The organism is Nostoc linckia z4 (assembly GCF_002608075.1).
Classification (GTDB): domain Bacteria; phylum Cyanobacteriota; class Cyanobacteriia; order Cyanobacteriales; family Nostocaceae; genus Nostoc; species Nostoc linckia.
On sequence record NZ_LAHA01000056.1, the window covers coordinates 40,260 to 66,587 of the forward strand.

Sequence of the window (26,328 nt, forward strand, 5' to 3'; positions counted from 1 at the left end):
AATAATGAGTGGTGTTGTCACAGTAACAATTTTGAATGATGGGTCAATCATGAACCCTGAATATAATGTCATGTCCATTGACATTATCAAAGAGGTGAACAAAATACCCATAGCTCAAATAATTTTATTAGATGGTGATGCCACAAAACGCGAATTTGCTATTAGTAACACAGATTTTTTTCAGCCTGGTAATAATATTGAAATCAAGCTGCGCTATGAAGGTGAACGACAAAACGAAGCGACAGTTTTTGCAGGTATTGTAGTGAGACATTCCCTGCAAGCCGACCAATATGGTTCTCTGTTAACTGTTGATTTAAAAGATGCAGCATTTAAATTAACTCATCAAAGAAAAAGTGCTGTTTTTCGAGAGATGACAGACAACGAAATTATTAACAAAATTATCGAACCTTGGGGATTGGAAATTACATCTATTGCTGCAACTAAACCAAAGCATAAAGAAATGGTGCAATATTACTGCACCGACTGGGATTTTATTGTATCTCGTGCAGATGTCAATGGTCATTGGGTTTTAGCTGACGATGGTAAAATTACCATACAAGAGCCTAATCTCAATGGGTTACCAAAAAATAGTTTTGAATACGGTATCAGTGATATTTACGAATTTGAAATGTCTGCTGACATTCGCCATCAATATGCAGCAGTAGAAAGTACCGCTTGGGATGTGAAAACACAGAGTATATCACCACTTCAAAAAGCTAAAGCTTTCTCTCTGAGTCAGGGGAATTTAAAAGCAGAAGAATTAGCAAAAACTATCGGTGCAGATAATTATCAATTAATTTATTCGGGACAATTAAATGAGGAAGAAACACAAATTTGGGCTGATGCTAAATTGCGTAAAAGCCGTTTTTCCATGTTGAATGGTCGTCTGAAAGTGCCCGGATTTGCGGACATTAAGCCAGGACAATTAATGGAAATTGCAGGTATCAGCAAACGCTTTAATGGTAAAACATTAGTTACAGCAATTCGACATCAAGTCAATGAACAAGGGTGGCAAACAGATATACAATTTGGTTTATCTGCTGATTTCTTCGCTCAACAAAATCATAATATTGTTGATCTTCCAGCAGCAGGATTAGTTCCAGCAATTCATGGGTTGCAAATTGGGATAGTTGAGAACTATGAAGACGATCGCCAACAACAATTTAGGGTAAAAGTCAGAATTCCGTCAATAGAAAAAGATGGTATTATTTGGGCGAGATTAGCTTCTGTGGACGCTGGTAATGAACGAGGCATTTTTTTTAGACCAGAACTAGGTGATGAAGTGATTCTCGGTTTTATCAATGACGATCCCAGACAAGCCATAATTTTAGGTGCAGTGCATAGTGAGAAAAACGCTTTACCCCCTGATTTTACAGTCACCCAGGAAAATAATAAAAAAGGGATTGTCACTAAAAAATCATTAAAAATACTTTTTGATGATGAAAAGAAGTTAATTGAAATCAGTACACCTAATGGCAATAGTTTGAAATTATCAGAGGAGGCGCAAGGTATTAACTTAGTGGATGAAAATGGTAATACTATGACTATGAACGCTCAAGGATTAAAACTTGAATCGCCTGAAGATATTACTCTTCAAGGTAAAAATATAATTATTAAAGGTACAGAAATTCATATAAATTAATTGTTTATATAAATATAAAAATCTATGAATTATGGAAACAAATAATTCTTTTTTAGGAACGGGATGGAGTTTTCCCCCCACATTTCACCAAAATACTGGAACAGTAGAGATGGTATCAGATGAAAAAGATATTATCCAAAGTTTAGAAATTATCCTCTCAACTCGTCCAGCAGAAAGGATTATGCAGCCTAATTTTGGTTGTGAATTAAGCCAGTTTGTTTTTGAAGAAATTACTCAAGGTTTAATTACTAATATTAAAGGGACAATTTATGATGCCCTTTTGGATCACGAACCGCGTATTGATGTGGAGGAAGTTGATATTAATGAAAGTGAAACAGGTTTATTACTTATAAGTGTGACTTATCGGGTACGAGTGACTAATTCGCGATTTAATTTGGTTTATCCTTTTTATATTAATGAAGCCCAAATCCTTTGATGCTATCTCCATCAATTGGGGGAATTTTAGATAAAACACACTTAAAAATAAAAAAGGCATTACATATGGCAAATCTCGGTAAACAACAAGTTTCATCCAGGCAAACACCGAAATTAGTTCAGAAAAAGAGCGTTGTTGAGCAAAGTAAATTTCCTGAAGCGCCAACATCCACAACCGATTTATCTGGCTACCAGCAACCGCAGTCTGGGGAAATGATAGCCAATGTAATGCGATCGCACTTAACCCCAAACTCCATATCAACCACTAATTTGGCAGATAATCACCAATTATTAGCACCAAAACGTCAAAATAGCGAAGCCAATTTTTCGCCTACAAACCAGCTAAAAGCAGCATCAAGGCTCAGCTTACCAACAGACGGGGTAGTTCAAACAAAGCTGACCATAGGCCAACCCAATGACCGTTATGAACAGGAAGCCAACAGGGTCGCAACATCGGTGGTACGGCAAATAAATCTTCCTACACCTATTTCTGGGACTCAAGGTGAGGTGGTGCAAGAAAAAGAAGAACATGGACTGAGGAAAAAGCCCCAGCCAGTGTTGCAGCGTCAGGAAGACATAGGTGGCGGTGAAGCATCAACAGAGTTGGCGTCTGCCATTAACAGTGCTAAGGGAAGCGGACAGCCTTTAGATACCAGACTACAGCAGTCAATGGGGCAGGCGATGGGGGCAGATTTTAGTGGGGTGAGCGTACATACGAATAAACACTCAGACCAGTTGAATCAATCGATTCAGGCGAAGGCCTTTACCACCGGGCAGGATGTATTCTTTCGGCAGGGGGCTTATCAGCCGGGAAGTCGCGGGGGTCAGGAGTTGATTGCACATGAATTGACCCATGTAGTGCAGCAGAATGGCGATGGCATTCGTCGCAAAGAGACCCCAAAACAAGACCACCAAAATAGTGGAAGCGATATTTCCATCTCCCCAACTCCAAGCGACCAAATTCAAAGGCGTTTTGGATTTGAAATTGAACTACCTATGTTGTTTACACACAAAGCCAACATCGCCGTTCCATCTCTAGCAGGGGGGGGCAATATAGCTATGAATGATGTGCCGATGGATGCAGGAATGGGAGGTAGACATACGAATTTAGTAGATATGACGGGAGCAAGTCACTGTTATTTAAATGTTGACCATAGTAGAACCCTGAATAAACTTTACGAGGCAGAGCTAGACCAATATGCCACAGATAATGGTCTAAACCAAAATGAGCAGGATAGCCTGCAAGCTATCCGTGGAAGACTCATACCTAGTGGCGCTAGTATTGTCGAGGTTGTGACAACAGCATGGGATGAAAGTACCCTTTCTCGGACTCAGGCTCTAGCGAGGGTACGAGGGGTAGTGAACGCAGTAAATCAACTGTATAACAATATAGATAATGATACACAAGCGGCTGTAGGCGCACCGCTAGACGCATATTACATCGGCTCAGACAGTCCGAATTCTTCACTTTTTCAGCCACGTTTAGGATATTTTCACGCAACATATGGGATAAAACTCGCACAAGTACCCTATTTATTCGACCAGACTACCCAACAAAAGAACAGAATGGCTCGATATGCAGAGCGAAATCTACCAGAAAAGGAACATGCCAAGAATGTAGAGCTGACGAAGCGTTCAGTAGCAGTAGCAAAAACAGCGATGACAGCCATCAAGAGATTGTGGCCGACAGTGCCGGTGACACGAAAATTTTTGCCAGATACAACAAAGATCGACCTATCGAGCGCAGCAGAAAAAGATTTTCTTGGGTTTTTAACGCTTTTGTGTAATTACTTCATGCTGATGAATGAACACACTGGAAGGGGCGATCTGGCGAAGAAGCTGGTAGGAATGCACTACTATAAGAGCGACCTTTATGATGTGGCAAGCCAGTTGCCAACTCAGGTAATAAATCCGTTGCGTGCAGTTAATACTACCTTGGTTAATCAGGTAATAAATGCAATTTGTACAGCCGTGGGAATAAACAAGACCGATAAGTTGAACGACGGTCTTAGCGGCTACACAGTAAAACAGTATTTATATCAGATATTCAGAGGGCATTTTGGTGTCATCGTAGACAGTAACACTGGCGTTGCCCAGCAGGACGCTTCCAACAATACCTTCATAGACCCCGTGCTGGCTGGCAGTATTAATCCCTACAGTAGTAAGTTGGGGCCAGAGCAACTGGGGCCTGTGGGACGACAAGGAATGGGAGTCGTAATGGAGAATCGACACTTGGAATATCTCAACCCTGCATATGGGAGTCTCGTGACTGCTCAGCAGAGGACAATGACACAAGAGGTCATTCGTTATGGAGCGCCGCAAGGGGCACCTGACACAAGGACGGCCCAGGAGCGAGCTATGTACGATTCCATAGGAGCGAGAGAGGAAGGGCCCGCAAGGCGACCCATAGCACAATGGGAAAGGATAATGATGGGAATATACGACATGGTGAAAGCCACCAATAATCGGACATAGTACGATGCTTTTGTAGCGTATCAAACCAGCCCGCGATCGCCTAATTCGGAAAACAGATATGGAGCGATCGCTCACCGATTATTTTTCATTTTTATATACAATCACAATTCATAATTCAGCTATGAATATAAATAAGCAAATTAAAGATCGGGTTTTTCGGGATGGGGTTAGTCAACGCCATCGCTTACTTAGAGAACTGGAACCAGATTATGTTGCAGTGGATGAGCGCGATACATCAGATTTGTTGGCTTTTGTGCAAGACTATGCTACAAAACTCAACTATTTTGATGAGTCTAATACGATAAAGGGTGATTGGTCGGCTTTTTTTGCGGGAGATATTAAGCAAATGGTTGCTTACATTAATAACCCGGAAAGTTTCGCCGATGATGAATCGACACTCAGACAATTATCTCAACCTCATCTAGTTTTATTATTGACGTTTTTACAATTATTACGCTATCCGCAACAACAGTTTAAAGCACTGACTCAAAGATATCTTGATTTTTACTATCAAGAGGTTTTAAAGTTAAGGATAAAACCGGAAGTTGCCGATAAAATCAATGTCATTTTTGAATTGTTGCCAGGACAAGATACGCATTTAATTAAACAGGGTACTTTGCTGAATGCAGGTCAAGATAGTCAAGGTATTAATCTCAATTATGCGACTGATGAAGACATCATCGTGAATCGAGCTACTGTGGCGAGTGTAAAAACTGTATTTTTAGAAAAAACATACATCACTTTAGAAGACATTCATCAGCAAGATAATAGAAGCGATCGCAGTTTTGAAAAGATGCTGCGATGGGCCATTGGTAGCCCCAATCAAGGAGATAAATTTCCTGATTTTAATGGCACAGCAGTGGATATTAATTATCTTAAACAATATATATATCAACCACTGAAAAATACTCAACAAATATCTCAAACTGCAAAAAATTATGTTGAAAATAGTTTATTTTTTGATAGTGTAGAAAGTTTTCAATATTGCTTTGAAACAAACGATCGCCAAACAAGTGAAGATAATCCCGACCTGAAAAAACCTACGGAATTAGAATGGCAAGAAATTTATAAAATCGCAGAAAAAGCCTACAGAAAAAAAATCACCTTTGCTCGACGTAATACTTTAAAGGAAGAACGAGAAAAATCCGGCTTCGATGGAATGATGAAATTGGCTCTTGGTAGTCCTAATCCTGGGGATGCTTTACCAGAAATGCCAAATAATTATCAAACCTTGGTTGAGATATTTGATAATCTTAACCAAGAGCCAGTTATTAGATATATTAAAGAACAACTTTATCTGAGTGTGGAGGATTTCCGGAAGATTATGGAAATCCAAGCTACTACAGTCAATCCTAATTGGGAAGAAGTTTATCGCCTGGTTGAAAAAGCACAAACCAAGAAAAGGAATTTTATTTATCCTTTCATTGGCAGAACGGAAATTCAAAATATTTATCCTAATTCTCCAGTGGATGTTAAAGAGAAAGAAGCAGCTAAATTCCAACGTTTTCAGACTTTTGGAAATATTACTCAAAATTTACCAAATTCCCTTGGTTTTGCAGTTAGTTCGCCTATACTTTTGTTGTCAGAAGGTACGCGTACTATTATTTTGACCTTTGCATCTTCTGAAAAGACGTTGAATCGAGATGCTTGCCAACAGATGCTCGATAGTAAGATTCAATGTTTTGAGATTTATTTGAGTAGTGGAAAACAATGGATAAAACCCGAATCATTTCAATATAAAATTGGCGATTTTATTTTAGAAGAAGCAGTTAAATCTTATAATATCTCCCAAGTTAATTTAGGTGCGATCGCTCCAGATAATCGCATATTTACGAGTGTGTCTTTGGCGGCTGCTAATGATACATTTGATTCGAGTAATTTCGGGCAACTTCTTGTGTGGAATGACGGTAGAATATTTGAAATTACAGAAATAGTTAATAGTAAACAAGCTAATATTCAGGAAATTGCTAGGGGGATATTTCCTCAAGAAGTTCTTAGCAATGACAAGGTTAAATTATATCAACCTTCAGCTATCTATCTCAATAGTTTACAATTTGAATTAACCATTGATGCCACCTCACCTGCTATTTTACCACCAGCAGAAACATTAACTGATGCGATGGCTACTCCTCATCCGGTGGTGAAAATTCTGTTGCATCAAATATCAAAATTAGATGATTCTGAAGTAAAATTTATTTATTATCAGCAATTGCGATCGCTACTTTTAAAAAAAGTAAATATTCAAATTAAAGTTGAAAATCTTCAGAATTTACAATTGCGTAATGATAACTCAATTTTGAATTCCAAAACTCCTTTTCCACCCTTTGGTAATAATCCCAAACCAGGTTCGAGTTTTTATTTCAGCCATAGAGAAATCAGTTGCAAAAAATTAGATAGTCTTTCCCTAAATATCCAGTGGATGGCACTCCCCAAAAACTTTGAAGAATACTACAAGGCTTATTCTGATACTGGGGTAATCAGCAAAGTTACTAATAATAGCTTTCAAGTTAGTTGGAAAATTCTTAATAATAGAAGCTGGGTAGACATTGCAACTTATCTACCTATTTTCTCTCAAGATGGGAATAATTTAAGTAATTCCATTCAGATGCAATGTGAAAACTTTAATATTCCTGGTTATACTCTCGATACTTCTACTTTAGCAATTGCTACAGACAATCCTTTTGAGCAAAACAGATACTTCAAACTGGAATTAGAAAGTCCTGATTTTGCACATGATTTATATCCCATAGTATTAAATAAGGTGGCTTTGGCAACGGATGATAAAAAAAATCTCACAGTTTATCCTCCCTACACCCCTCAAATAAAAGCCATCTCCCTCGACTATACCGCCTCCGTGGAAGTTGATTTGCAAGGGCATTCAAACACTGATGATTCTACCCAAATCTTTCATCTTCATCCCTTTGGTTATGCAGACATCCAAACCTTGAATCCAGATAACTCAACAAATAGCCAATATTATCTCCTACCCCAATATGAAACAGAAGGTAGTTTATATCTCGGTATCCGCAATCTGCAACCACCACAAAATATTTCTATCCTCTATCAAATGATAGCAGGAAGTGGTAATGGCGAACTCACTCCGCCACAAATTTATTGGAGTTATTTAAGTGGTAATAATTGGCAAGAATTTCAAGACACAGAAATACTTTTTGATAGTACCAACGGATTAGTAGATCCGGGAATTATTCGCTTGAGTATCCCAGACAAAGCCACTAATAAGCATCAATTATTACCCAGTGGATTGCATTGGTTACGAGCCACTGTTAAGGAAAATACCACCGCGATTCCTGATACTTTAGATATCAAAACTCAGGCAGTGAGGGCTACTTTTGTTAATCAAGAAAACGCAGCCGAACATTTCAGTCAACCCCTAGCAGCTAATTCCATTCAAGGATTTGTGACGCGAGATGCTGCTATCAAAACAGTACAACAACCATATACATCTTATGGTGGTAAACCTAAAGAAAATAACCGCGCTTTTACTACGCGGGTGAGTGAAAGACTGCGCCATAAACAAAGGGCAATAACTCCTTGGGATTACGAACGTTTGGTATTAGAACATTTTCCGCAAATTTATAAAGTTAAATGTATCACCTCTGCTGCTGGCTCTAATAATCCCAGTGCTGCAAAAGTAACAGTGGTGGTAGTTCCCGATATTTCTAATACTGCGCCATTTTTTCCCCTAGAACCCAAAGCACCTTTATATTTGCTCAAGGAAATTGAGGCATATCTGCAAAAATATACCTCACCTTTTGTGCAAATTGTGGTGAAAAATCCCCGCTACGAACGTATTAAATACAGAGTGGGCGTCCGTTTTCGCCAGAGATACGAACAAGGTTATTATCTCAATCAACTGAACGAAGATATTAAACGCTTTTTGTCTCCTTGGGCTTATGAAGAACAAGCAGACATTACCTTTGGAAGTTCAATTCACAGTTCCTCACTGATTTATTTTATTGAGAACAGACCTTATGTAGATTATGTTGCCAATTTGAAATTAATTGAACAAATTGGTATTCAAGCTGGTTCTCAAGGTAAATCAGATACTTATTATCGAGTCAATCAATCTAACTTGGCTCAGGTGCAATATCCAGATGCAATTTTGGTTTCTGCACCGGAACATATTATCGATTTAATTGGCACAGAAAATTATGATGAAGAGGACTTTGAAGGCATTGGTTACATGATTGTCGGTATTGATTTTATTGTTAGTTAAAAGGAGTAAAGTATCGTGGCTCAAAAAAGTAGAAGCGAACTGCAAGGATTATTCAAAACAGGAACGAAACCTTCCCAACAGGATTTTGCCGATTTTATTGAATCCACCCTCAATATTAAAGATGATGGCATACAAAAGCCCTCTGGAGCAGATACTCCCCTGAAGATTACAGCCCAGGGTAACGATGAGAAATTAATAGATTTTTATGCAGGTGAAACAAAAACCTGGGGTTTTAATCAGAAATCAGGAGACAAACAAGGCTTTAATATATCTAATTCTGGAGGTAGCAGGTTTTTTATTGCTAACAGTAATGGAAATGTGGGATTGAGTATCGACCAGCCTACGGCAAAATTGCATATTCAACAAACAGCAAATGAAGATGCTTTGCGAATAGATGATGAGTTAAAGGATACAACTCCTTTTCTAATTAATAAAGATGGTAATGTGGGAATTGGCACAGCAACTCCAGGAACAAAGTTAGAAATCAATGGTAATTTGAAGTTACAACAGGGAGTGGCAGTCAATCAAATTTCTAGTGATAGCACTCTAGCAGGAAATAGCGACCTTACCATACCAACAGAAAAAGCAATCAAAACCTATGCAGATACTAAAGCACTTTTGGCGGGTTCTGCGAACCAGGATTTTCAAACAAAAAACTTAACTGTAAATAGCAATTTCAAGTTACAACAGGGAGTAACAGTTAATAAAATTTCTAATGATGGGACTTTAGCAGGAAATAGCGACCTTGCCATTCCCACAGAGAAAGCAATCAAAACCTATGCAGATACCAAAGCACTTCTGGGGGGTTCTGCTAGTCAGGATTTTCAAGCAAATAACCTAACTATAAAAGGTAAAATTTCAGGTGCCATCGACCGATTAACTTCATCTGATAACAAATATACCTTGGTAATGCAGAGCGATCGCAATTTAGTTATTTACGATGATACTCAAACTCAAGGCAATAAAGCTGTTTGGTCTCTGGCAGGATCGTCTAACCAAAGTTTTTATACAAAAAATCTAAGTGTCTCAGGAAGTCTAACTGTAACCGACTCTTTGTCTGTTGCCGCATCTGCTGGCAGTACAGTAAATATCGATTTATCAGGTCATGTCCAACTCAAAGAATATGGCACACAAAACCTAGCTTTTTTCCAAGCAAGAGACGACTTATCAAATCGAGACATTGGTTTAAGAATTAGAACCCAAAGGGAGGGTGATAAAAAACCAAGTATTGTAGAAGCAATCACCATTAGTCCTGATGGTAATTTGGGTCTTGGTACTACAAGTCCAGGTGCAAAATTAGATGTTAATGGCAGTTTGAGGGCAAATAGTCTAAAACTCACAACAAAACTAATTTCATTTAAAAAATATAGCAATCTTGGCGATAATATTAATTACAAAACTGACTATCCCACATCTCAATGGATTTGTAGCATTGCCGGATTTTACTCAGGCCCTGGTGATATCAATGAGGGAACTGTTGCTGACATTATTCAGGTTTATACTTATCCTAATTCAGATGGTTGGTGGTATATTAGGGGGGATTTTTTAACTCACAACAAGGCTGAAAACTGGACGATTTGGCTAATGGCAATTAATCGAGATATAGCAGAAGCAGCCAATTCTTTGTAAGCATAAAACAATACTGTTGCTGTTAATAAATTTCATTTATAAAGGCGAGAGAACAGGGAACAGAAGAAAGCAAAAACAAGCTTATGTCAACCGTATTAAACCACAAGCATCAATCACAGCTATGGCAACCTAAAATAATTTTAGGACTTACGCAAAATATCTCTCAAACTCTCATTTCTCTGTGACCTCTGCGCCTCTGTGGTTCGATTTTCCGTTAGGTGTGCGTAAGTCCTAAATTTGTGAAATATTACATGTTAAGTCAATACGGTTCGGTTAAAGGGGAAAGGTGAAAGGTTTCAAATACATCCTTTACCCCTTACCCCTTAAACTTTTCCCAGACCTATATAACTAAACTATATTTAGTTAATCATGAAACAACAACTACAAAACCGCCTTCAACAACTCAAAGCTGAATTTGCATCAGGACAAAAAGTCCTTGCAGATTTAGAAGCTAAACAAATCAATGTCCGAGAAACTTTACTCCGCATTCAAGGAGCTATTCAGGTATTAGAAGAAGAATTAGCTAAAAATAATGGTGTTGTATCTCAACAAGAAGAATTAGAGGTTTTAGAAACAGATTAAATAGGAGTTCAACCACTAGTCAAAACCACAAAATCACCATGACTGAACACCTTACCATCTCCAGCACTCCTCCCGAACATCCTGGGATGAATTTTGCCTTATTGCGACAAGAAGGCATAAAGTACATTGAACGCTTAGCAGGGAAATTGTGGACAGATTACAACACCCACGATCCTGGTATTACTATCCTAGAACAACTCTGCTATGCCATCACGGATTTAAGCTATCGCCTTGATTTCGAGATGAAAGATTTGCTTGCACCTCCTCAAGAAAAAACTGGAGAAAACAGCAAACAGTTTTTTACAGCCAGAGAAATTCTCACTGTGAATCCCCTCACTATTAATGATTATCGTAAACTATTAATTGACATTAATGGTGTGAAAAATGCTTGGTTAGAACCCATTAAAAATTCACAAACTCCCATTTATTATGACTCGATTCTTCATACACTAACCTTTAAAGCTTCCGATTTCACTGAGGAAGTACATTTAAATGGTCTTTATCGGGTAATGATTGAAAAAGAAAAGAATATATTTGATGAGGCTGGTTTAATAGAAAAAATCACAACCAAACTTCATCAACATCGCAATTTGTGTGAGGATTTTGCTGTCATTGAAATATTACCTGTTGAAGAAATTAGCATCCAAGCAGAGATAGATGTGGAAGAAGGCTTTGATGTCAATGAATTAATGGCAAAAGTTTATTTTAATTTAGAAAATTTTATTTCTCCTAGTTTAGAGTTTTTTACTTTAAAAGAACTATTAGAACAAGGTAAAACTCCCGAAATTATTTTTGATGGTTTACCCCTTGAACACGGCTTTATTGATAACGAACAACTCGATAATTTCACTAAAAAAGATGAACTGCATACTTCTGATTTAATTAGAATTATTTTAGATATCCCAGGAATAAAAACAGTTAGAAATATTACTCTTACCAGCAACAAGTCATCTGAATTGGAAGAATGGGCGTTAGCATTAGATCCTAATTTAACACCCCAACTGAAAGATATAGAGCGTTTGACAAATAACATTAGTTTTTACAAAGGACAAATCCCCTGTAATCTCAACCTGCCTAAAGCTAAAAGTCATCTACAATTTTTACAACAGCAAAACAAAAAATCAATATCAACTACACAAATAAAAGATATCCCCGTTCCCTTGGGACAATACCGTGAATTATCTGACTATGAATCAATTCAAAATGATTTTCCTGCTAATTATGGAATTGGAGAATTAGGTTTACCAGCTTCTACATCTCCTCAGCGCAAAGCTCAAGCAAAGCAATTACAAGCTTATTTAATGTTTTTCGATGCCTTGTTAGCTAACTATTTCGCTCAATTAGAACATACGAAAGAGTTATTTTCTTTTCAAGAAAATCATAAGAAAACTTACTTTTTTCAAGATATTTCCAAAATTCCAGGGGCATCTGAAATTCTTCAGGTGGATGTTAATTCATCACTAGATGAATGGAATGACATTGATTTAGAAAGGAAAAATCGCTTTCTGAATTATTTAATAGCACAGTATTGTGAAAAATTTACGGATTATTCCTTACTTTTATATAACTCAATTCTAGAGGAAGAACTAATTAATCTTAAAATTAATTTTTTACAAAACTATCCTCAAATTAGTGGTGGTAGGGGTAAAGGATTTAATTACACTGACTCCAGTCAAGTTTGGGATACTGACAATGTATCGGGACTAAAACAAAGAATTTGCAGCTTAATTGGTATCCCCTACAAGCGACAAACTTTAGCCCTTTCCGATGAATTGAATGAAACAGCAGGATTTCATATACTCGAACATATTTTACTTCGTCCTGACAGCCGTGAAAATTACGAGCAAAACCCTAATTTTTTAAATTTTGGTCAGCCAATTTCAGAATTTAAATCAAGCACAATTTCTAACAAAAAAGTAACTTGTGTTTCTGAAAAACACGGACTTGTTGAAAACGAAGAAATACAAATATTTGACACAGATAATTACGATGGAATTTATTTCATTACTAACGTTCAACAAAATACCTTTGATATAGAAATAGAAACTGGATTTGCCAAATCTGAACCAGGACAGTGGGTACAAGTAGATAGACCCCTAGATCCTTACTCTTTTCAACTCAGTTTTGTATTCCCCGATTGGCAGTTTCAAAATGAAAATTTAAAAAAGCTAATTTATAAAGTAATATTTGCAGAAATCCCCGCACATATAACTCCTTACTTTCACTGGTTCGATAAATCAAAAATGCAAGATTTTGAAAGGTCTTACACTCACTGGCTGAACACAATTGTGGACAAAAATGCCACAGGAGAAAATCTGAAAAATACGAGTAATAACCTGATTAGAGCCTTGGAAATTGCCAGTGTTGATATTAGAGAATTTAATGTTTTGGGATATATGACTATCGGCACAGATTTTGTAGTGAGTTGATGAAAATTTTTGCAAGTGAGCCAACAACAACATTCCATTAAAAAACAAATTATAGAAATTAATTTGAGTTCCCAGACCGATGCTTTTGAACTGCAAAATGAGATAAGTAGAATATATCATCATAAATTTATTCCTCTCATTGATAATCTATTGAGTCAGTTTAGTAGTTCAGAAATTATATATCAAATTAATCAATTAGAAATTGATTTAGGTAATATTGATATTCATCATTTGGAAGAGGAATTAGTTGATAAATTTATCGAAAAATTCCAAGAAAAATTACCACAAGCAATTGGTGTGTCAACTTATAATTTTTCACAACAAACACGACCAGATATTAAATTAGCTGAATCTTCAATCTTGCCTGTTGAGATAGCAGGTTTGCTTGATGAAACAGCTAAAGAAAGGGATAACAATAGAAATAAAAATCAACTTAAATCTGAGGATAAAAAAACTATTTCTAAAAATATACTAGTAGAAATTACCGATATTGAAGCCTCAGATTTAAATATTTTGAACTATTTTATGCAAACAGGTATGCTACCTTGGTGGAGTGAAAAATTCAGCAAACAAGAACTCGAAGAATGTTGCGATCGCCTACTCACAAATTCACCAAATAAAATTAAATATCTTGTCGAACAAAGTATAAAAGAACCCAAGCAATTGCAGCGCCTTATTTATCAATTTTCTGATTCAATACTACTGAAAATAGCAGGATTATTGACTGCGGATGCTGATTTAGTCCAGTTTATTGCAAACTATAATACAGATACCAAGCTGATTTTTCAACAACTAAAACAGACTAAAAATATTCCCGAAGCAAAATTAAGATTAACTAAATGGCAAGGAATCTTTTTTACTCTTTCCTCAAATAGCAACATCCCACTGAATAAATTTAGATTCACTCAAGCCAACTTGTTACATATCACCACTAGTTGTGGAATTAACTATTCGGAATTTTTAAATAGTCTTATTGCTCAAATTAACTACTCAATTAGAGATGGTAAGTACTCTAAAGGTACATTAGCCCAAATTCTCACAGAAATCAAAATCCCTAACGAAAATACACAAATCAATCTACTATCTAGCGAATTGCAACAACTCAGTCTCAATACACAGATATCACCACAATATACACAACAAATCAATCAACTCAATAATGAATTCCAAAGATTACTCAATGAAATTAAAAATTCTGCTGAAAATCAATCTCACCAGAGGACACGCCTCAATCAACTTGAAAAAGTTACTCAAAGTCTGAAAATCAAAATCCAACAAGATATCAATTCTCAGCAATTCACACTTGCTAATACGAACAACACCTTTAGTCAATCTGAGGAAATTTATATTTTTAACGCCGGATTAATTTTACTCTGGCCATTTTTGAATCGTTTATTTACCAAAATCAGGTTAGTAAAAAAGAATTATTTTATTAATAAAATATCTGCTGAACGAGCATCGCTTTTACTCCAGTATTTAGTTGATGGTTCAACAAATTCATCTGAGTATATGTTTCCCCTCAACAAAATTCTGTGCGGTCTAGATTTATTAGAACCTTTAAATACAAACTTAGAAATTACCACAGAGGAACACGCAGAATCTGAAAATTTATTATCTGCTGTGATTCAAAATTGGTCTATTTTGAAAAATACATCTATGGAAGGCTTGAGAAAAGCTTTTTTACACAGAAATGGTATTTTGAGAGTTCATCATGATGGTTGGCTACTACAGGTTGAACGTCAAACTTATGATGTTTTACTAGATAAAATTCCTTGGAGCATACAAGTTATCAAATTACCGTGGATGAATAATATTTTACACGTAGAATGGTAGTCAATTAGAAACACAATTAATATGAAAGTATTACCCTACAATACCTTTACAATTTCCACACCCGATTCACTACCTGTAGTTCTGCAACGGCTAAATGCAAAAGTTGAGCCTATCAAAGCATTCAGATTTTCGAGAAAACACGCGCCTTATCAAGGAAGCATTTCTGAACAAGGCTTTCAAATTAGCCGTATAATTCATTACCGCAACTCCTTTTTACCCACAATTAAAGGGCGCTTTAAAGTAGAATCACATCAAACAATGATTCATATAGAAATGAGCATACATCCTTTTGTGGTAGCATTTTTGGGATTCTGGTTTTTTTGCTGGTATGGTGCTGTTGTTCCCATAACATTAACAGATGCTATGCCTAAGGGTATGCTTTTAGTATTTTTAGGGATGCCAATACTGATGCTATTTGTCTTTTGGTTAGCTTTTTGGTTAGAGGCAAATCGCAGCCGTACCGAGTTGACTCAAATTATCCAAGGACAAGTATAGTTGAGTATTTCTATTTGCTTTTGGCTACTTTCAAATAGAATATTTTTACTCCCGACTTTCATAAACTGGCCTTGAAAATAGGGACTGCTAACTGGGAAAATCAAGACATTTTCATTGTTTATTGTGCGTGCAATTCAGGGATTTTATTGCAAAAGTCCTTCAAAATCTTTAATCTTAAATTAAATTTATACTTTCTTTTACCAAAAGATTAAATAATTATCTGTATCTTAGTTATATCAAAAAATGAATTTGCTCAAATTTTAATGAAAAATCAAGATGTTTAAATATAACGTTTTTATAAGGTTTTTGGTATTATGTAGAATTATTTTTAAATAAAATTGACATCATAAAATATTCTTTTTTCAACATTTAATCGATTGCAGCCATCTCAGCAATCAATTAAGTGAAATTTTTGGTGTCAAACAACTTTCAGAGCAAGAAACAAAACATTTTGCCATAGGATTTTTTTTAGTATGGTTCAAGTCAGCTTTAACGTTTGGGGTAACGGTTCTATCAACCGTTCGGGGGGCATTAGTTCGGATGCACCAACCTATGTTGTAATTCATGGTTATCAAAGTACTGGTGGCAACGCAAATAATAACTATCAACCTGTAGACTGGATGGCAAACATAGCCCAAACCATTCGACAGCGGGAGTCCAATGCCAACATCATTTTGGTAGATTGGGAAGAAGCAGCTAGTTCGTGGTGGTATCCAACTTCGGCTGGTAGAACGCGGGATGTGGGTAATCAGTTGGCTGCCTACTTAATAAATAATGGCGTAGATCCCACTTATACCAACTTTATCGGTCATAGTCTGGGAGCGCACGTTGCCGGATTCGCTGGTTCTAGCTACAAGGCATCTACTGGGCGTTCTATTGCTCAAATAGTAGGATTAGATCCCGCTGGCCCTGAGTTTGAAGGCAAAGCAGCTAGCGATCGCCTAGATCCCACTGATGCCAGTCGGGTTGTCGCATTACATACCAGTGAAACCTTGGGCTATGATGCTCGGTTGGCTACCCTTGATGTTTATGCCAACTGGAACGACTTATTCCAGCCTGGACAGTGGAATTTTGCAGGCAATCACAGCTATGCCCACACTCTGTATACACAATTACTCCAAGGCTATAGCTTTACTCAGTCCAACAGCGTTTTTCTCAACTTGAACAGAGTAGTCAATGGTGGATTTACTGGCCAGAATGATGCCACAACTAAAAACAATCAGACTATTGTTGCTCTCAATCTTGTGGGTACAGTTAACAATGATACTCAAGCCGGTGGTGCAGGCAGTGATACCATTCGTGGCAATGCAGGAAATGACTACATCACAGGGGGCGATGCCAATGATTCCTTGTTTGGCGATAGTGGCAACGATCTTCTCTACGGTGGGCGTGGTAATGATTCTGTCTTTGGTGGTACTGGAAGCGATCGCTTGTTTGGAGATGAAGGTAATGACGTACTTACAGGAGCAGATACAGTCACAATCGGTGTTAGTGAATTTGACCGTTTAACCGGAGGTAGTGGGAGCGATCGCTTTATTTTAGGTACTACTGTCGGTATTTTTTACAATGATGGCAATACCAGCACTTCTGGATTAGGCGACTATGCCCTGATTGCTGATTTCAACCCTACTGAAGACACACTGCAATTATCTGGCTTCAAGTCTAGCTATACCTTAGGCGCAGCACCCACTGGTTTGGCTACCGGTACAGCCTTGTTCCTGAATGAAAATACCCCCGAACTAATTGCCATCATTCAAGGTTCCACCAACCTCAGCCTGAGTGCAAACTATTTTGTAACTGTATAAGACACATAGAAAACAAACAGAACTTACGTAAATGTCACAAGTGACGGTATGGCTACAGAGTACCGTCACTTGTGACATTATCTTTTTACTGCCACAATAAGTTTTTTAGCTGATTAAGAATTGATGTCACTCAAGTGACAAAGAAAGGCAGAGGGCAGGAGGCAGAAGGCAGAAGGAAAGAACTATTAATAAAAACTTTAGTTATGGGTCTAAAGCCCACTCAAAAACAAGAATTATACCGAAACTGCTTGCAGCTAGGTATAAAACGTCATTGCCTCAATCCCATACTTTTAAGTGTGGGTTCCTTCTGCCCTCTGCCCTCGTACTTCTGCCTTCTGACAAAATCAACATGAATATTATTCTTGCCGATTACAATCTCATCAAAGTTATTTTTGATGGTATAAATACCTGTATTTATCGTGCTTTCAAAGAATCGGAACGAACTTCAGTAATTATCAAAACTCTAAAAGCTGTAATCTAAAATCTAAAATCCAAAATTGGTACTAGAACTCCCTGAAAACACAAAAACCCGCCGTAGCGGGGTACACAACAAAACTATGAACAGTGAAAACTTGATTTAGGTCGAATATCTCATCTCAGCTTCTAGTTGACGAATCAGCTGTTCGTCGCCTTTTGCTCTGGCTACTTGCAAGCGATGTTCTAGGCTTTTTTGAATATTCTCTCTGTGAGCTTCTCTGGCTTTTCTGGCAGCTTGTAATCTACCTTGATTCATAGGAATTACCTCTTATTTTTGCTTTTATGTCTTGTATTCTTAACTTAGCATATATTTTGTAGCTGTTGCTACAGAAATTTCTGAATAAATCTAAATTTTAGTCAAGCTATGTCTGAGGATAGGATTAGCGAACAACCACTGGTGACTTTATTAAGCGATTTTGGCGATCGCGATGTCTATGTGGGGGTGATGAAGGGAGTAATAGCGCAAATTAACGCTCAAATCATGATGGTGGACTTAACACATCAAATTCCACCGCAAGACATGGCCGCAGCCCGTTTTTCTTTGATGAATGCTTACCTTTATTTCCCAATTGGCACAGTGCATCTAGCAGTGGTAGATCCAGGTGTGGGCAGTAGGCGACGGGCGATCGCAGTAGAATTTGCTCAAGGGTTTCTTGTGGGGCCAGATAATGGCATTTTCAGTGGAGTATTAAGCCAGAGTCCGGCGATGGCAGCTGTGGAACTCACAAATCTTAACTTTTGGCGGACTCCCCAACCAAGTAAGACTTTTCACGGTAGAGATATTTTTGCACCAGTGGCAGCTCATCTTGCCAGTGGTATTCCCCTCAAACAGCTAGGACAAGAAATCGATTTAGCCAGTTTGGTGAAGCTAGATATCCGCGAGTGCAAGCAGACTACCACCGGTGTAGTGGGTTGCATTCAATATATAGATGGCTTTGGCAACTTAGTCAGTAATATTCCTGGAAGTTACGTTGACGGTAAAAGCTGGTATGTCCAAGCTGCTGGGTTGAGTATACCAGGATGCGAAACTTATAGTAGTGTCAAAGTGGGAGAGCTGATGGCTTTGGTTGGCAGTCACGGCTGGGTAGAAATTGCCGTCAATAGCGGCAATGCTCGCTTACAGTTACAACTTAATTTAGAAGATGCCCTACATGTATGGTTTTGCTGACAAAACTAAAAGTCTTTGTTGACTGTTGATTGTTGACGGGTAACGGTGGCCAGTGTATTGTTGGTGGTTTAACTCTTGGAACCAACTGGCTCGTATCAGTCAACCGTCAAAAGTCAACACATCTTAAATTTAAAAATCTAATTATTCATATATCCTAGTGCATACTTTTAGAAAAACTCACATTAAATCCGTCTCATTGCTGATAATAATAAAAGTACCATTCAGCAATTTACCGTAACACTCTACTTTGAATCATAACTACATTCTTAGCTATGACTACGCAAACACTACCTACACCACAAGTTTATCAAGGTCAGTTTGGGGAATTTACAATCACTTCACACGATCGCACTGGCGTAATTATTTACCGCGCTGGCTTAATGATAGCTGCACTCAGCTTTGCCCTTGGTAGCGGTTTGGTTTTGCTTAACAACAACCAGACTGTTCTAACTGTGCTGACACCCTTATATGCTTGTTTTATTTTGGCTCTTGGTGTAAGTTTATTTACGATTCATATATACATGTTAATACTACACCGAATGTTGCAAATTTTTTGGGCGATCGGTACTATCACATCCGTAATTTTAGCACTATCTAGTAGTCAACCTTTGGCTGTTACGGTATACAATCAGCCCATTACTTTATTTGGAGTTGGTTTTATCTTTGTTGCTTTAACAGGTATTTATTTTAAAGAAGCTTTTTGCTTCAACCGCCTGGAAACTAAAGTATTAACTCCCATAGTACCACTATTATTATTAGGACATTTGGTAGGAGTTTTACCAATTCACTGGGAAGGTATTTTATTAGGAATTTGGGCAACGTTGTTTTTGGTATTTGCTCTGCGAAAGACTGTGCAACCAATTCCTGCCGACATTGGCGATAAGTCTGTATTTACTTATTTGAAAGAACAGCGTCTCGCTAAAGTTTAATGCAGACAAAAAAACGTCGGCGTCAAAAATTTCTCAAAATCAAACTAATAAAACGCCAAGAAATGTGGACACTTACGGCTCCGGGGTGGGCGATTGCAATCGCTGTGATTGCTTATTTAATATTTTTGAGTATTACTCATGTACACTCATATCTCGCCGTAACTTCCCCTCTCAAATCAGCAGAAATATTAGTTGTTGAAGGATGGCTACCAGATTATGCCATAGAAGAAGCGTTAATAGAATTTAAAAACGGTTCTTATCGTCAAATAATTACCACAGGAGGTACATTAGGAAAAGGAACTTACCTGACTGGATACAATAATTTCGCAGAAGTGACAGCCGCCACCTTTAATAAACTTGGTTTAGAAGCAGAAAAAGTAGTAGCTGTTCCCACACCTTATGTAGTTAAAGATCGTAGTTACGCCTCTGCTGCTGAATTTTATCGCTGGCTATCCAATTCCAATATAAAAGTAGAATCAATAAATCTTTTTTCCTTGGATGTTCATACCCGTAGGAGTTGGTTAATTTTTAAAAAAATACTCTATCCAGAAATTCAAGTCGGGGTAATTGCTGCCAAAACTCAAGATTACGATCCACAGAAATGGTGGGGTTCTAGCCAAGGTGTGCGGACTGTTCTTGATGAAACAATTGCTTATGTTTATGCACGATTTTTGAGTTGGAAAGCTTAAAAATAATTTAAAAATTGGCGTTGCAAACCGGATTTATTATGATTTCCCCTCCTCGCTGGCGGGGAGGGGATTAAGGGGAGGGGTGCAAATCTACTTATCCTCTCGCACAGGTAACGGCATATCCAAAATCTCCATCAGCAAATCCAAACGAGAGGGACGCGTTAGGAGTGGAACGAGGTTAGGCAAGCTGTAGTAATCACCCTCAAAAGTAAAGGTTTCCACAGGTGCTTGCTGCTGCTTTAGTTGACTTTCTACCCAGTTGTAATGACTACCTACGCGGACAATCACCACATTAGGAATTACAGCAAACTCTCGACAATAGGTTTTGTAGACTTCGTTGAAGTAAGGTGTAGCATTTTCCCCTTCATCGGTTACCAGAATAATCTGGTCAACAACCTGCTTTTTTTTCCGCATTGCTTCCAACGCAGAACCAATACTAGTACCGCCGCCTGCATTGATGTGCTTAAAAGCACGTTCCCAGTCAGTTAACTCTTTACCCTTTGCGGTGACAGCATAAGGAATGGTGTCGAAGGCGTAGACAAACAATTCTGCTTGAGCGATACCAGAGATTAACGCACCGAGTTGCTTACCAAGGGCGATCGCATTTTCCATTGAACCAGACTTATCCACCAGTAAAGCAGTTGGGCGAGCGATCGCACCACGGCGTTTCACCTGTTCGTTGGTCACTTTTTCTAAACGTGCAACGGTGTCTGCATCTAAATCTGCGGTGTCTGCCGCAACCTGGGCTTTGAATGCTGCCACACGTCCACTTTTAGATGCTGCTTCCAGTTTTGAATCAATCAGCTTCTTGACTTCTGGATGATCCATTGCACCTCTAGCTTGGAGTGACTTGAGGTTATTAATAACTTCCTGGGGAGTCATGCTGTTGATTAACGCCACCAGCACAACTGGTGTGAGTTGTTTAATTGCACCGATGGCAATTGTATAGGGAATGTTGAATTCCACAATCAGCCGTGCTTGTTCTGCCGCGCTTTCCGCCTTGGCAAGCCGTTTGAGGATATCTGCTAAGGAACCCTCTGGCGGAGTATCGCAAAATAGAATCGCATTTGCCCGTTCATTTGGCTTGATGTGCAGCGAAGCATACAAGTGCTTCATTGCCTTACGACCCCGCAACGCAGCGCGATCGAACAAAGCCGGATTGCTTTCCCGTGTCTTCAAATAACGCCGCACCGCAGTTCGAGCCGAACGAGGCAGTTTATTTTGCTGCTGCTTCATAAAGTCCACTACACGCGCCACCTGATAAGGTGGAAACTCTTGCAGCATCATAAATCCGGCGTCACGGTGTTCAACCAAATTGCTGGTTAGTAAGTGAGCAACAAACACTTCCTTGTGGTCGCGGACATCACCATGACGCTGATACCAAACTGCCAGGTGTCCGTAGAAAATAGGATCGAGTTCAACAATTAACTTGTGAATTTCTGCGACTTGCTCAAGTTTGCGGTGAGGAGTTGTCAGCAAACTGTTGAGCATTTCCAAGCGCAGGTCACGTTCTGCGGTATTCATATTTAACCTCCTTGAGAAATTTTAGATTTTAGATTTTAGATTTTGGATTGCAATCTAAAATCTAAAATTGTAGGAGGCAGATGTTGGACGCCGTGTGATACAGTCACCGCGCAAGTTGCAGAGTTATATAAGCTTCTGCGATGAGGGCGCGACAACAACTGCCGAGGGATTGGGGACTGGGGGAGATGGGGAGATGGGGAGATGGGAAGATGGGGAGATGGGAAGATGGGGAGATGGGGAGATGGGGAGATGGGGAGTGTGGGGAGTGTGGGGAGTGTGGGGGGAAAGATTTTTTCACCATCCTCCCACACCTCCCACACTTCCTGCTTGCCCAATGCCCAATGCCCAATGCCCCATGCCCAATTCCCATTACTTCAAATAAACAACTGCTCCTGTCTCCTCTAGCTGCTGCTTGAGAATTTCAGCTGTTTCCTGATTTAGTCCTGTCTGAAGGACTTGAGGTAGGGATTCCACAAAATCTTTGGCTTCTTTGAGTCCCAGTCCTGTCACCGTCCTGATGACCTTGAGTAAGGCAATCTTTTTCTCTGCTGGAACCGATACCAACAAGACATCAAATTCCGTTTGAATCTGCGGTTGAGTTTGATCCTCATCTCGCTTGTCAATCTGAAGGAATTTTGGTGTGGATATATCGACATTGAAAGTTACTTCAATTTGCTTTACTAATTGGGCAGTTTCATTAATATTTAAAGACTTGATTTTTTCTAAAATTTCCAGAGTTTTTACAGACATAACAGCCTCGAATCATACTAAATTCAATTAGTATTATTTGTAAGTCCAGCAAATACGTTTTATTTGAATTTTGAATTCTGAATTCTGAATTCTGATTTTTAATCCAAAATCTAAAATCTAAAATCCAAAATTGAATCACTTCGTGCAAGTTGAAAAAGCTGTTGATTCACACATGGGATTTGAACCCATAATTGCTTGAGCTTGATTCAAGTGCCTGTTCCAATTCGGCTAGTATGTAAGCTTTTTCGGTTAGGGCACGAAGTGAATATTTTAGTTTTCAGAAATTTGATTTAAAATAAATCGAATTTCTTTTTTACTACACTGTTGTTTCTTTACAGCGTAAATTCTGCTACCTTTATAAGTGTCGGCACGAGAAGAATGAATGAAACCTTTCAGAATATCCTGCACATAATTAGTTGATGATGGAAAATCTTCAAAGGTAATTAGATACCAAATATCGTTGAGTTTGTGGTATTGATGATAACGATCGACGATGACAACATCAGTTTCCTGCTGCCTTTGTTTCTGCTTTCGAGGTATATTCTGTACAGCACAAAGAATACCAGTTTCCGGATGGACATAAAAGCTATTGCGGTAACTTCCATCTAACAGAATTGGATGCCCACGGTCAGGCTTACTATAAACATCACCGTCAATGATTTGTACATGGCGTTCAACATAATGCCACAAATGACTAATGACATGCTGTCCTGCCATTGTTTTGGTATCCAATCGTTCACATAGTTGGCTGTAAACATCATTCCACGGTTGTCCAGCTTTTGAGCGCAAAAACCGACGCAAAGGGCCGAGATGATCTGAAGGATATTTAGTTTTTTTCGTTGCTTTAATTAAGTAGTGATTAAATAATCCGTCTTCACTCGCTTCTTTGGTGATGTTGTCTAATTGCTTTTTAAAACCGGTCACTTTTTTGAGACTAATTCTCTTACCAACACGAGGACGTTCAATCACAATTTCGCTCAAACGATGTTCGCTCATATCTCATTTTATTTAAATATTGTTTTACTAGTTGAGTTTTGATTAAACATAAATTTGCGAACATCATTGAACTCACCTCCATGTAAGTGATTGGTTAATAGATAAATACAATTTAAATAATTGAAATTCCGCACAAGTTAGCAAAGCAATTTTCACAGTTGCCTTTACCAATTTGGCTACGCTCCCATCAGTGGAAGCGACAGGAATCGTTCGCGTAGCGTTCCCGCAGGGTACCTGTATTTCCGTTGCCGGATGGTGTGTAGGCTTTACAAGTTAGGGTGCGGAAAGAAGACACGGGGACGCCAAGAATTTATCTAACCATAGACAGCTTCCGGACGCACAATTAAATCGCCGCTGGGACGCCGATCGACTACGTAAGCAGAAAGGCGATCGCTATTTACATCTAAATGCCGCGCTACCCGTTCTTTCACTGCTACATCGTTCATACTTGCTGTAATTCCCAGTTGTGTTTCAACAACATCAACAGAACGTCCTTCAAATCGAATATGAACCATCACAATCACCTCTTTTCTAATTACAAATTACAAATTATTTAGTGGATCTGACCGGAATTGAACCGATACCTTCCCTGTGAGAGTTGCACTCACACCTCGTGCAAGTTGAAAAAGCTGTGGTAACACACACAGGAATCGCACCTGCAACTTATCGTTTACTAGACGATTGCTCTGCTTTTGAGCTAGTATGTAAGCTTTTTCTGTTAGGGCACAAGTGAATCTGGGCGCTCTACCATTAGAGTTACAGACCCAAGTTTGTTAAGAATAATAGAAATTATTCCTGTAAGAAAACGCCAAAAATTAAGTTATTTTTGTCGTAGCTTTAGGCTTTAAAGCCATTTTCAGTAACAATTAAAGCCTAATGGAGTCGTCGGGAATTGAACCCGAATCCTGCAACCGTCCGTTTGTTGGTTTCGGAGCAGACGAACGCCAATCGCGACCCCAAAAGTTATAACTAGCTATTCAGTTGTCTAGGTTCTGAGATGTCTTGCTTTGACCTCTTGGAGAGGTTTTTGTTTTCATAATACATTTGTAATACACAAGTTACATGATGTCAAGGGTATACTACAAATTTTTTGGTCTATGAGGGAGCCAGTAGTATGAATTTACAAAAAGTTGTAATTATTACAATTACTAGGCAGGGAATTGGCGGAGGCTATGACAGTTAGCGGCGTTGGTTTCTAGCGTTTTAAAGATGACTAGAGTCTAAAGTAAGCATGGTTAAAAAACTATTATTTTTTATCTCTCAAAAAATAGGAGGGTATAAAATTTGCGCTGGATTGGTTTAATCAATTTTAAGGACAAACAACTAATGCTGAAAATTTGTGTAACTTTTTTGTGTGCGCTGTTGCTGAGCTTTAATATGGCGATCGCCAACGCTTGGGCAACTGGTGAGTTTTCTCAAACCTGCAATAACATTAGTCTCGAAGGTTCTACCCTAACGGCTAGCTGTGAAAAAGCTGATGGATATACTCTTTCTGCAACTTCTATCGACTTAAATCCATATATCGCAAATCTCGATGGCACTTTAAGTTGGGATGGAGATAAATTTGCTCTGACTTGCGACAATATTGGTTTAGCTGGTAAAAACAGGCTTCGTGCTGAGTGTGAAAGAGCAGACGGAGAAACATATCTAGGAAGCTACATCAATCTTGATGAGCATATTGCCAATATTGACGGTCAGCTTAAGTTTGAATAATCTAGAACAGTCAACATCTTCTAATCCCTGAAAAAGGAAGTATTAAAAACTTCCAACTCATCAACTATCCAATCTTGTGGGGTAGGAATCTTACCTGCGCTTTGTTGCAGGTAGGCGAGACGCCCACCCCACAATTAGATTGGATAATCTCAGGGTGCAATTTACTTAAAAAAAGGTAGAACATATATGTCAGACCAGTTTACGTTTTCCGTCACTAATAACACCGACTTAGCAATTACAGAATTGTGGGCATCTCCTGATGATGAAGATTGGTCTCAATTTACCCTTTCCGAAGAAGGAATTCCTGTGGGTGAATCAGTAACAATTGCCTGGGCAGAATATACAAATAATTCTCCCTGTGAATGGTACATCTCTGCTGTATTTGAAGATGATTCAGAAAGTGATTCAGCTTTATTTAACTTCTGTGAAGAACCAGATTTAGTATTTGGATAAATTTTGCAGTATGGTGTTGACTGTTGACTGTTGACTGTTAACAGCCACCATTGATATTTTTCAAGTA

At 38.4% G+C, this 26,328-nt stretch carries 22 protein-coding genes; 17 read left to right on the forward strand and 5 right to left on the reverse strand.

All coding sequences use genetic code 11. From position 1 onward, the window contains the following. Window positions 1-4 precede the first annotated feature (4 nt). The 11 genes from vgrG to VF06_RS43050 all read left to right on the forward strand — a co-directional run bounded on the left by vgrG (window position 5) and on the right by VF06_RS43050 (window position 18,043). Entirely contained in the window at window positions 5-1,642 is a 1,638-nt protein-coding gene (gene vgrG, locus VF06_RS30460; protein WP_099069116.1) for a type VI secretion system tip protein VgrG, read from the forward strand. Window positions 1,643-1,673: 31 nt separating this feature from the next. Continuing rightward, window positions 1,674-2,078, forward strand: a complete 405-nt coding sequence (locus VF06_RS30465) for a GPW/gp25 family protein (protein WP_099069115.1) — start codon at window positions 1,674-1,676, stop codon at window positions 2,076-2,078. Continuing rightward, on the forward strand, window positions 2,078-4,552 hold the full coding sequence (locus tag VF06_RS39725; RefSeq protein ID WP_218963854.1) for an eCIS core domain-containing protein: 2,475 nt from the start codon (window positions 2,078-2,080) through the stop codon (window positions 4,550-4,552). Before VF06_RS30465 ends, VF06_RS39725 begins: the two co-directional genes overlap by 1 nt. Window positions 4,553-4,610: 58 nt before the next feature. Then, on the forward strand, window positions 4,611-8,789 hold the full coding sequence (locus VF06_RS30475; RefSeq protein ID WP_099069114.1) for a baseplate J/gp47 family protein: 4,179 nt from the start codon (window positions 4,611-4,613) through the stop codon (window positions 8,787-8,789). Between the two features lie 15 nt (window positions 8,790-8,804). Continuing rightward, entirely contained in the window at window positions 8,805-10,418 is a 1,614-nt protein-coding gene (locus tag VF06_RS30480; RefSeq protein WP_099069113.1) for a hypothetical protein, read from the forward strand. A gap of 369 nt (window positions 10,419-10,787) precedes the next feature. Beyond that, window positions 10,788-11,000, forward strand: coding sequence for a hypothetical protein (locus VF06_RS30485; RefSeq protein WP_099069112.1), 213 nt, complete (start codon window positions 10,788-10,790; stop codon window positions 10,998-11,000). Window positions 11,001-11,038: 38 nt separating this feature from the next. After that, window positions 11,039-13,429, forward strand: a complete 2,391-nt coding sequence (locus tag VF06_RS30490) for a baseplate wedge protein (RefSeq protein WP_099069111.1) — start codon at window positions 11,039-11,041, stop codon at window positions 13,427-13,429. A 15-nt stretch (window positions 13,430-13,444) separates the two neighbouring features. After that, the gene (locus VF06_RS30495; RefSeq protein ID WP_099069110.1) at window positions 13,445-15,262 is read left to right on the forward strand and encodes a contractile injection system tape measure protein; all 1,818 of its coding nucleotides are present in this window, start codon (window positions 13,445-13,447) and stop codon (window positions 15,260-15,262) included. A 21-nt stretch (window positions 15,263-15,283) separates the two neighbouring features. Further along, complete coding sequence (locus VF06_RS30500; protein ID WP_099069109.1) at window positions 15,284-15,757, forward strand: hypothetical protein; 474 nt, start codon at window positions 15,284-15,286, stop codon at window positions 15,755-15,757. 473 nt (window positions 15,758-16,230) lie between these two features. Then, the gene (locus VF06_RS30505) at window positions 16,231-17,562 is read left to right on the forward strand and encodes an alpha/beta hydrolase family protein (RefSeq protein ID WP_099069108.1); all 1,332 of its coding nucleotides are present in this window, start codon (window positions 16,231-16,233) and stop codon (window positions 17,560-17,562) included. A gap of 349 nt (window positions 17,563-17,911) precedes the next feature. After that, window positions 17,912-18,043: a hypothetical protein gene (locus VF06_RS43050; protein ID WP_257207664.1), complete on the forward strand. Its 132-nt coding sequence runs from the start codon at window positions 17,912-17,914 to the stop codon at window positions 18,041-18,043. A 96-nt stretch (window positions 18,044-18,139) separates the two neighbouring features. On the opposite strand, the gene pirA is transcribed toward VF06_RS43050, so the two are convergent. After that, a complete protein-coding gene (gene pirA / locus VF06_RS41475) occupies window positions 18,140-18,295 on the reverse strand; it encodes an arginine synthesis PII-interacting regulator PirA (protein WP_180267544.1) in 156 nt (51 codons plus the stop codon). Between the two features lie 108 nt (window positions 18,296-18,403). Between pirA and VF06_RS30510 the strand changes: the two genes are divergently transcribed. From VF06_RS30510 to VF06_RS30520, 3 genes are all read left to right on the forward strand, one after another. Next, entirely contained in the window at window positions 18,404-19,207 is an 804-nt protein-coding gene (locus VF06_RS30510) for an SAM hydrolase/SAM-dependent halogenase family protein (protein ID WP_099069107.1), read from the forward strand. A gap of 272 nt (window positions 19,208-19,479) precedes the next feature. After that, window positions 19,480-20,136 carry a DUF2301 domain-containing membrane protein gene (locus tag VF06_RS30515; RefSeq protein WP_099069106.1) on the forward strand — a complete coding sequence of 219 codons (657 nt, stop codon included), beginning with the start codon at window positions 19,480-19,482 and terminating at the stop codon, window positions 20,134-20,136. Further along, complete coding sequence (locus VF06_RS30520; RefSeq protein ID WP_099069105.1) at window positions 20,136-20,825, forward strand: ElyC/SanA/YdcF family protein; 690 nt, start codon at window positions 20,136-20,138, stop codon at window positions 20,823-20,825. Before VF06_RS30515 ends, VF06_RS30520 begins: the two co-directional genes overlap by 1 nt. Before the next feature lie 90 nt (window positions 20,826-20,915). On the opposite strand, the gene VF06_RS30525 is transcribed toward VF06_RS30520, so the two are convergent. Continuing rightward, complete coding sequence (locus VF06_RS30525) at window positions 20,916-22,349, reverse strand: vWA domain-containing protein (protein WP_099069104.1); 1,434 nt, start codon at window positions 22,347-22,349, stop codon at window positions 20,916-20,918. A gap of 193 nt (window positions 22,350-22,542) precedes the next feature. On the opposite strand from VF06_RS30525, the gene VF06_RS30530 reads away from it, so the two are divergent. Then, window positions 22,543-22,731 carry a hypothetical protein gene (locus tag VF06_RS30530; protein WP_143861735.1) on the forward strand — a complete coding sequence of 63 codons (189 nt, stop codon included), beginning with the start codon at window positions 22,543-22,545 and terminating at the stop codon, window positions 22,729-22,731. On the opposite strand, the gene rplL is transcribed toward VF06_RS30530, so the two are convergent. The 3 genes from rplL to VF06_RS30545 form a co-directional block, all read right to left on the reverse strand. After that, complete coding sequence (gene rplL / locus VF06_RS30535; protein ID WP_099069102.1) at window positions 22,719-23,099, reverse strand: 50S ribosomal protein L7/L12; 381 nt, start codon at window positions 23,097-23,099, stop codon at window positions 22,719-22,721. The genes VF06_RS30530 and rplL overlap by 13 nt on opposite strands. Before the next feature lie 270 nt (window positions 23,100-23,369). Next, window positions 23,370-24,095, reverse strand: a complete 726-nt coding sequence (locus VF06_RS30540; RefSeq protein WP_099069101.1) for a hypothetical protein — start codon at window positions 24,093-24,095, stop codon at window positions 23,370-23,372. 314 nt (window positions 24,096-24,409) lie between these two features. Continuing rightward, a complete protein-coding gene (locus VF06_RS30545; protein ID WP_099069100.1) occupies window positions 24,410-24,610 on the reverse strand; it encodes a hypothetical protein in 201 nt (66 codons plus the stop codon). Between the two features lie 811 nt (window positions 24,611-25,421). Between VF06_RS30545 and VF06_RS30555 the strand changes: the two genes are divergently transcribed. Together VF06_RS30555 and VF06_RS30560 are read left to right on the forward strand one after the other, a co-directional pair. Next, window positions 25,422-25,808, forward strand: coding sequence for a mannose-binding lectin (locus tag VF06_RS30555; protein WP_099069127.1), 387 nt, complete (start codon window positions 25,422-25,424; stop codon window positions 25,806-25,808). Window positions 25,809-25,994: 186 nt separating this feature from the next. After that, complete coding sequence (locus tag VF06_RS30560) at window positions 25,995-26,261, forward strand: hypothetical protein (protein ID WP_099069099.1); 267 nt, start codon at window positions 25,995-25,997, stop codon at window positions 26,259-26,261. The last annotated feature ends 67 nt before the right edge of the window (window positions 26,262-26,328 follow it).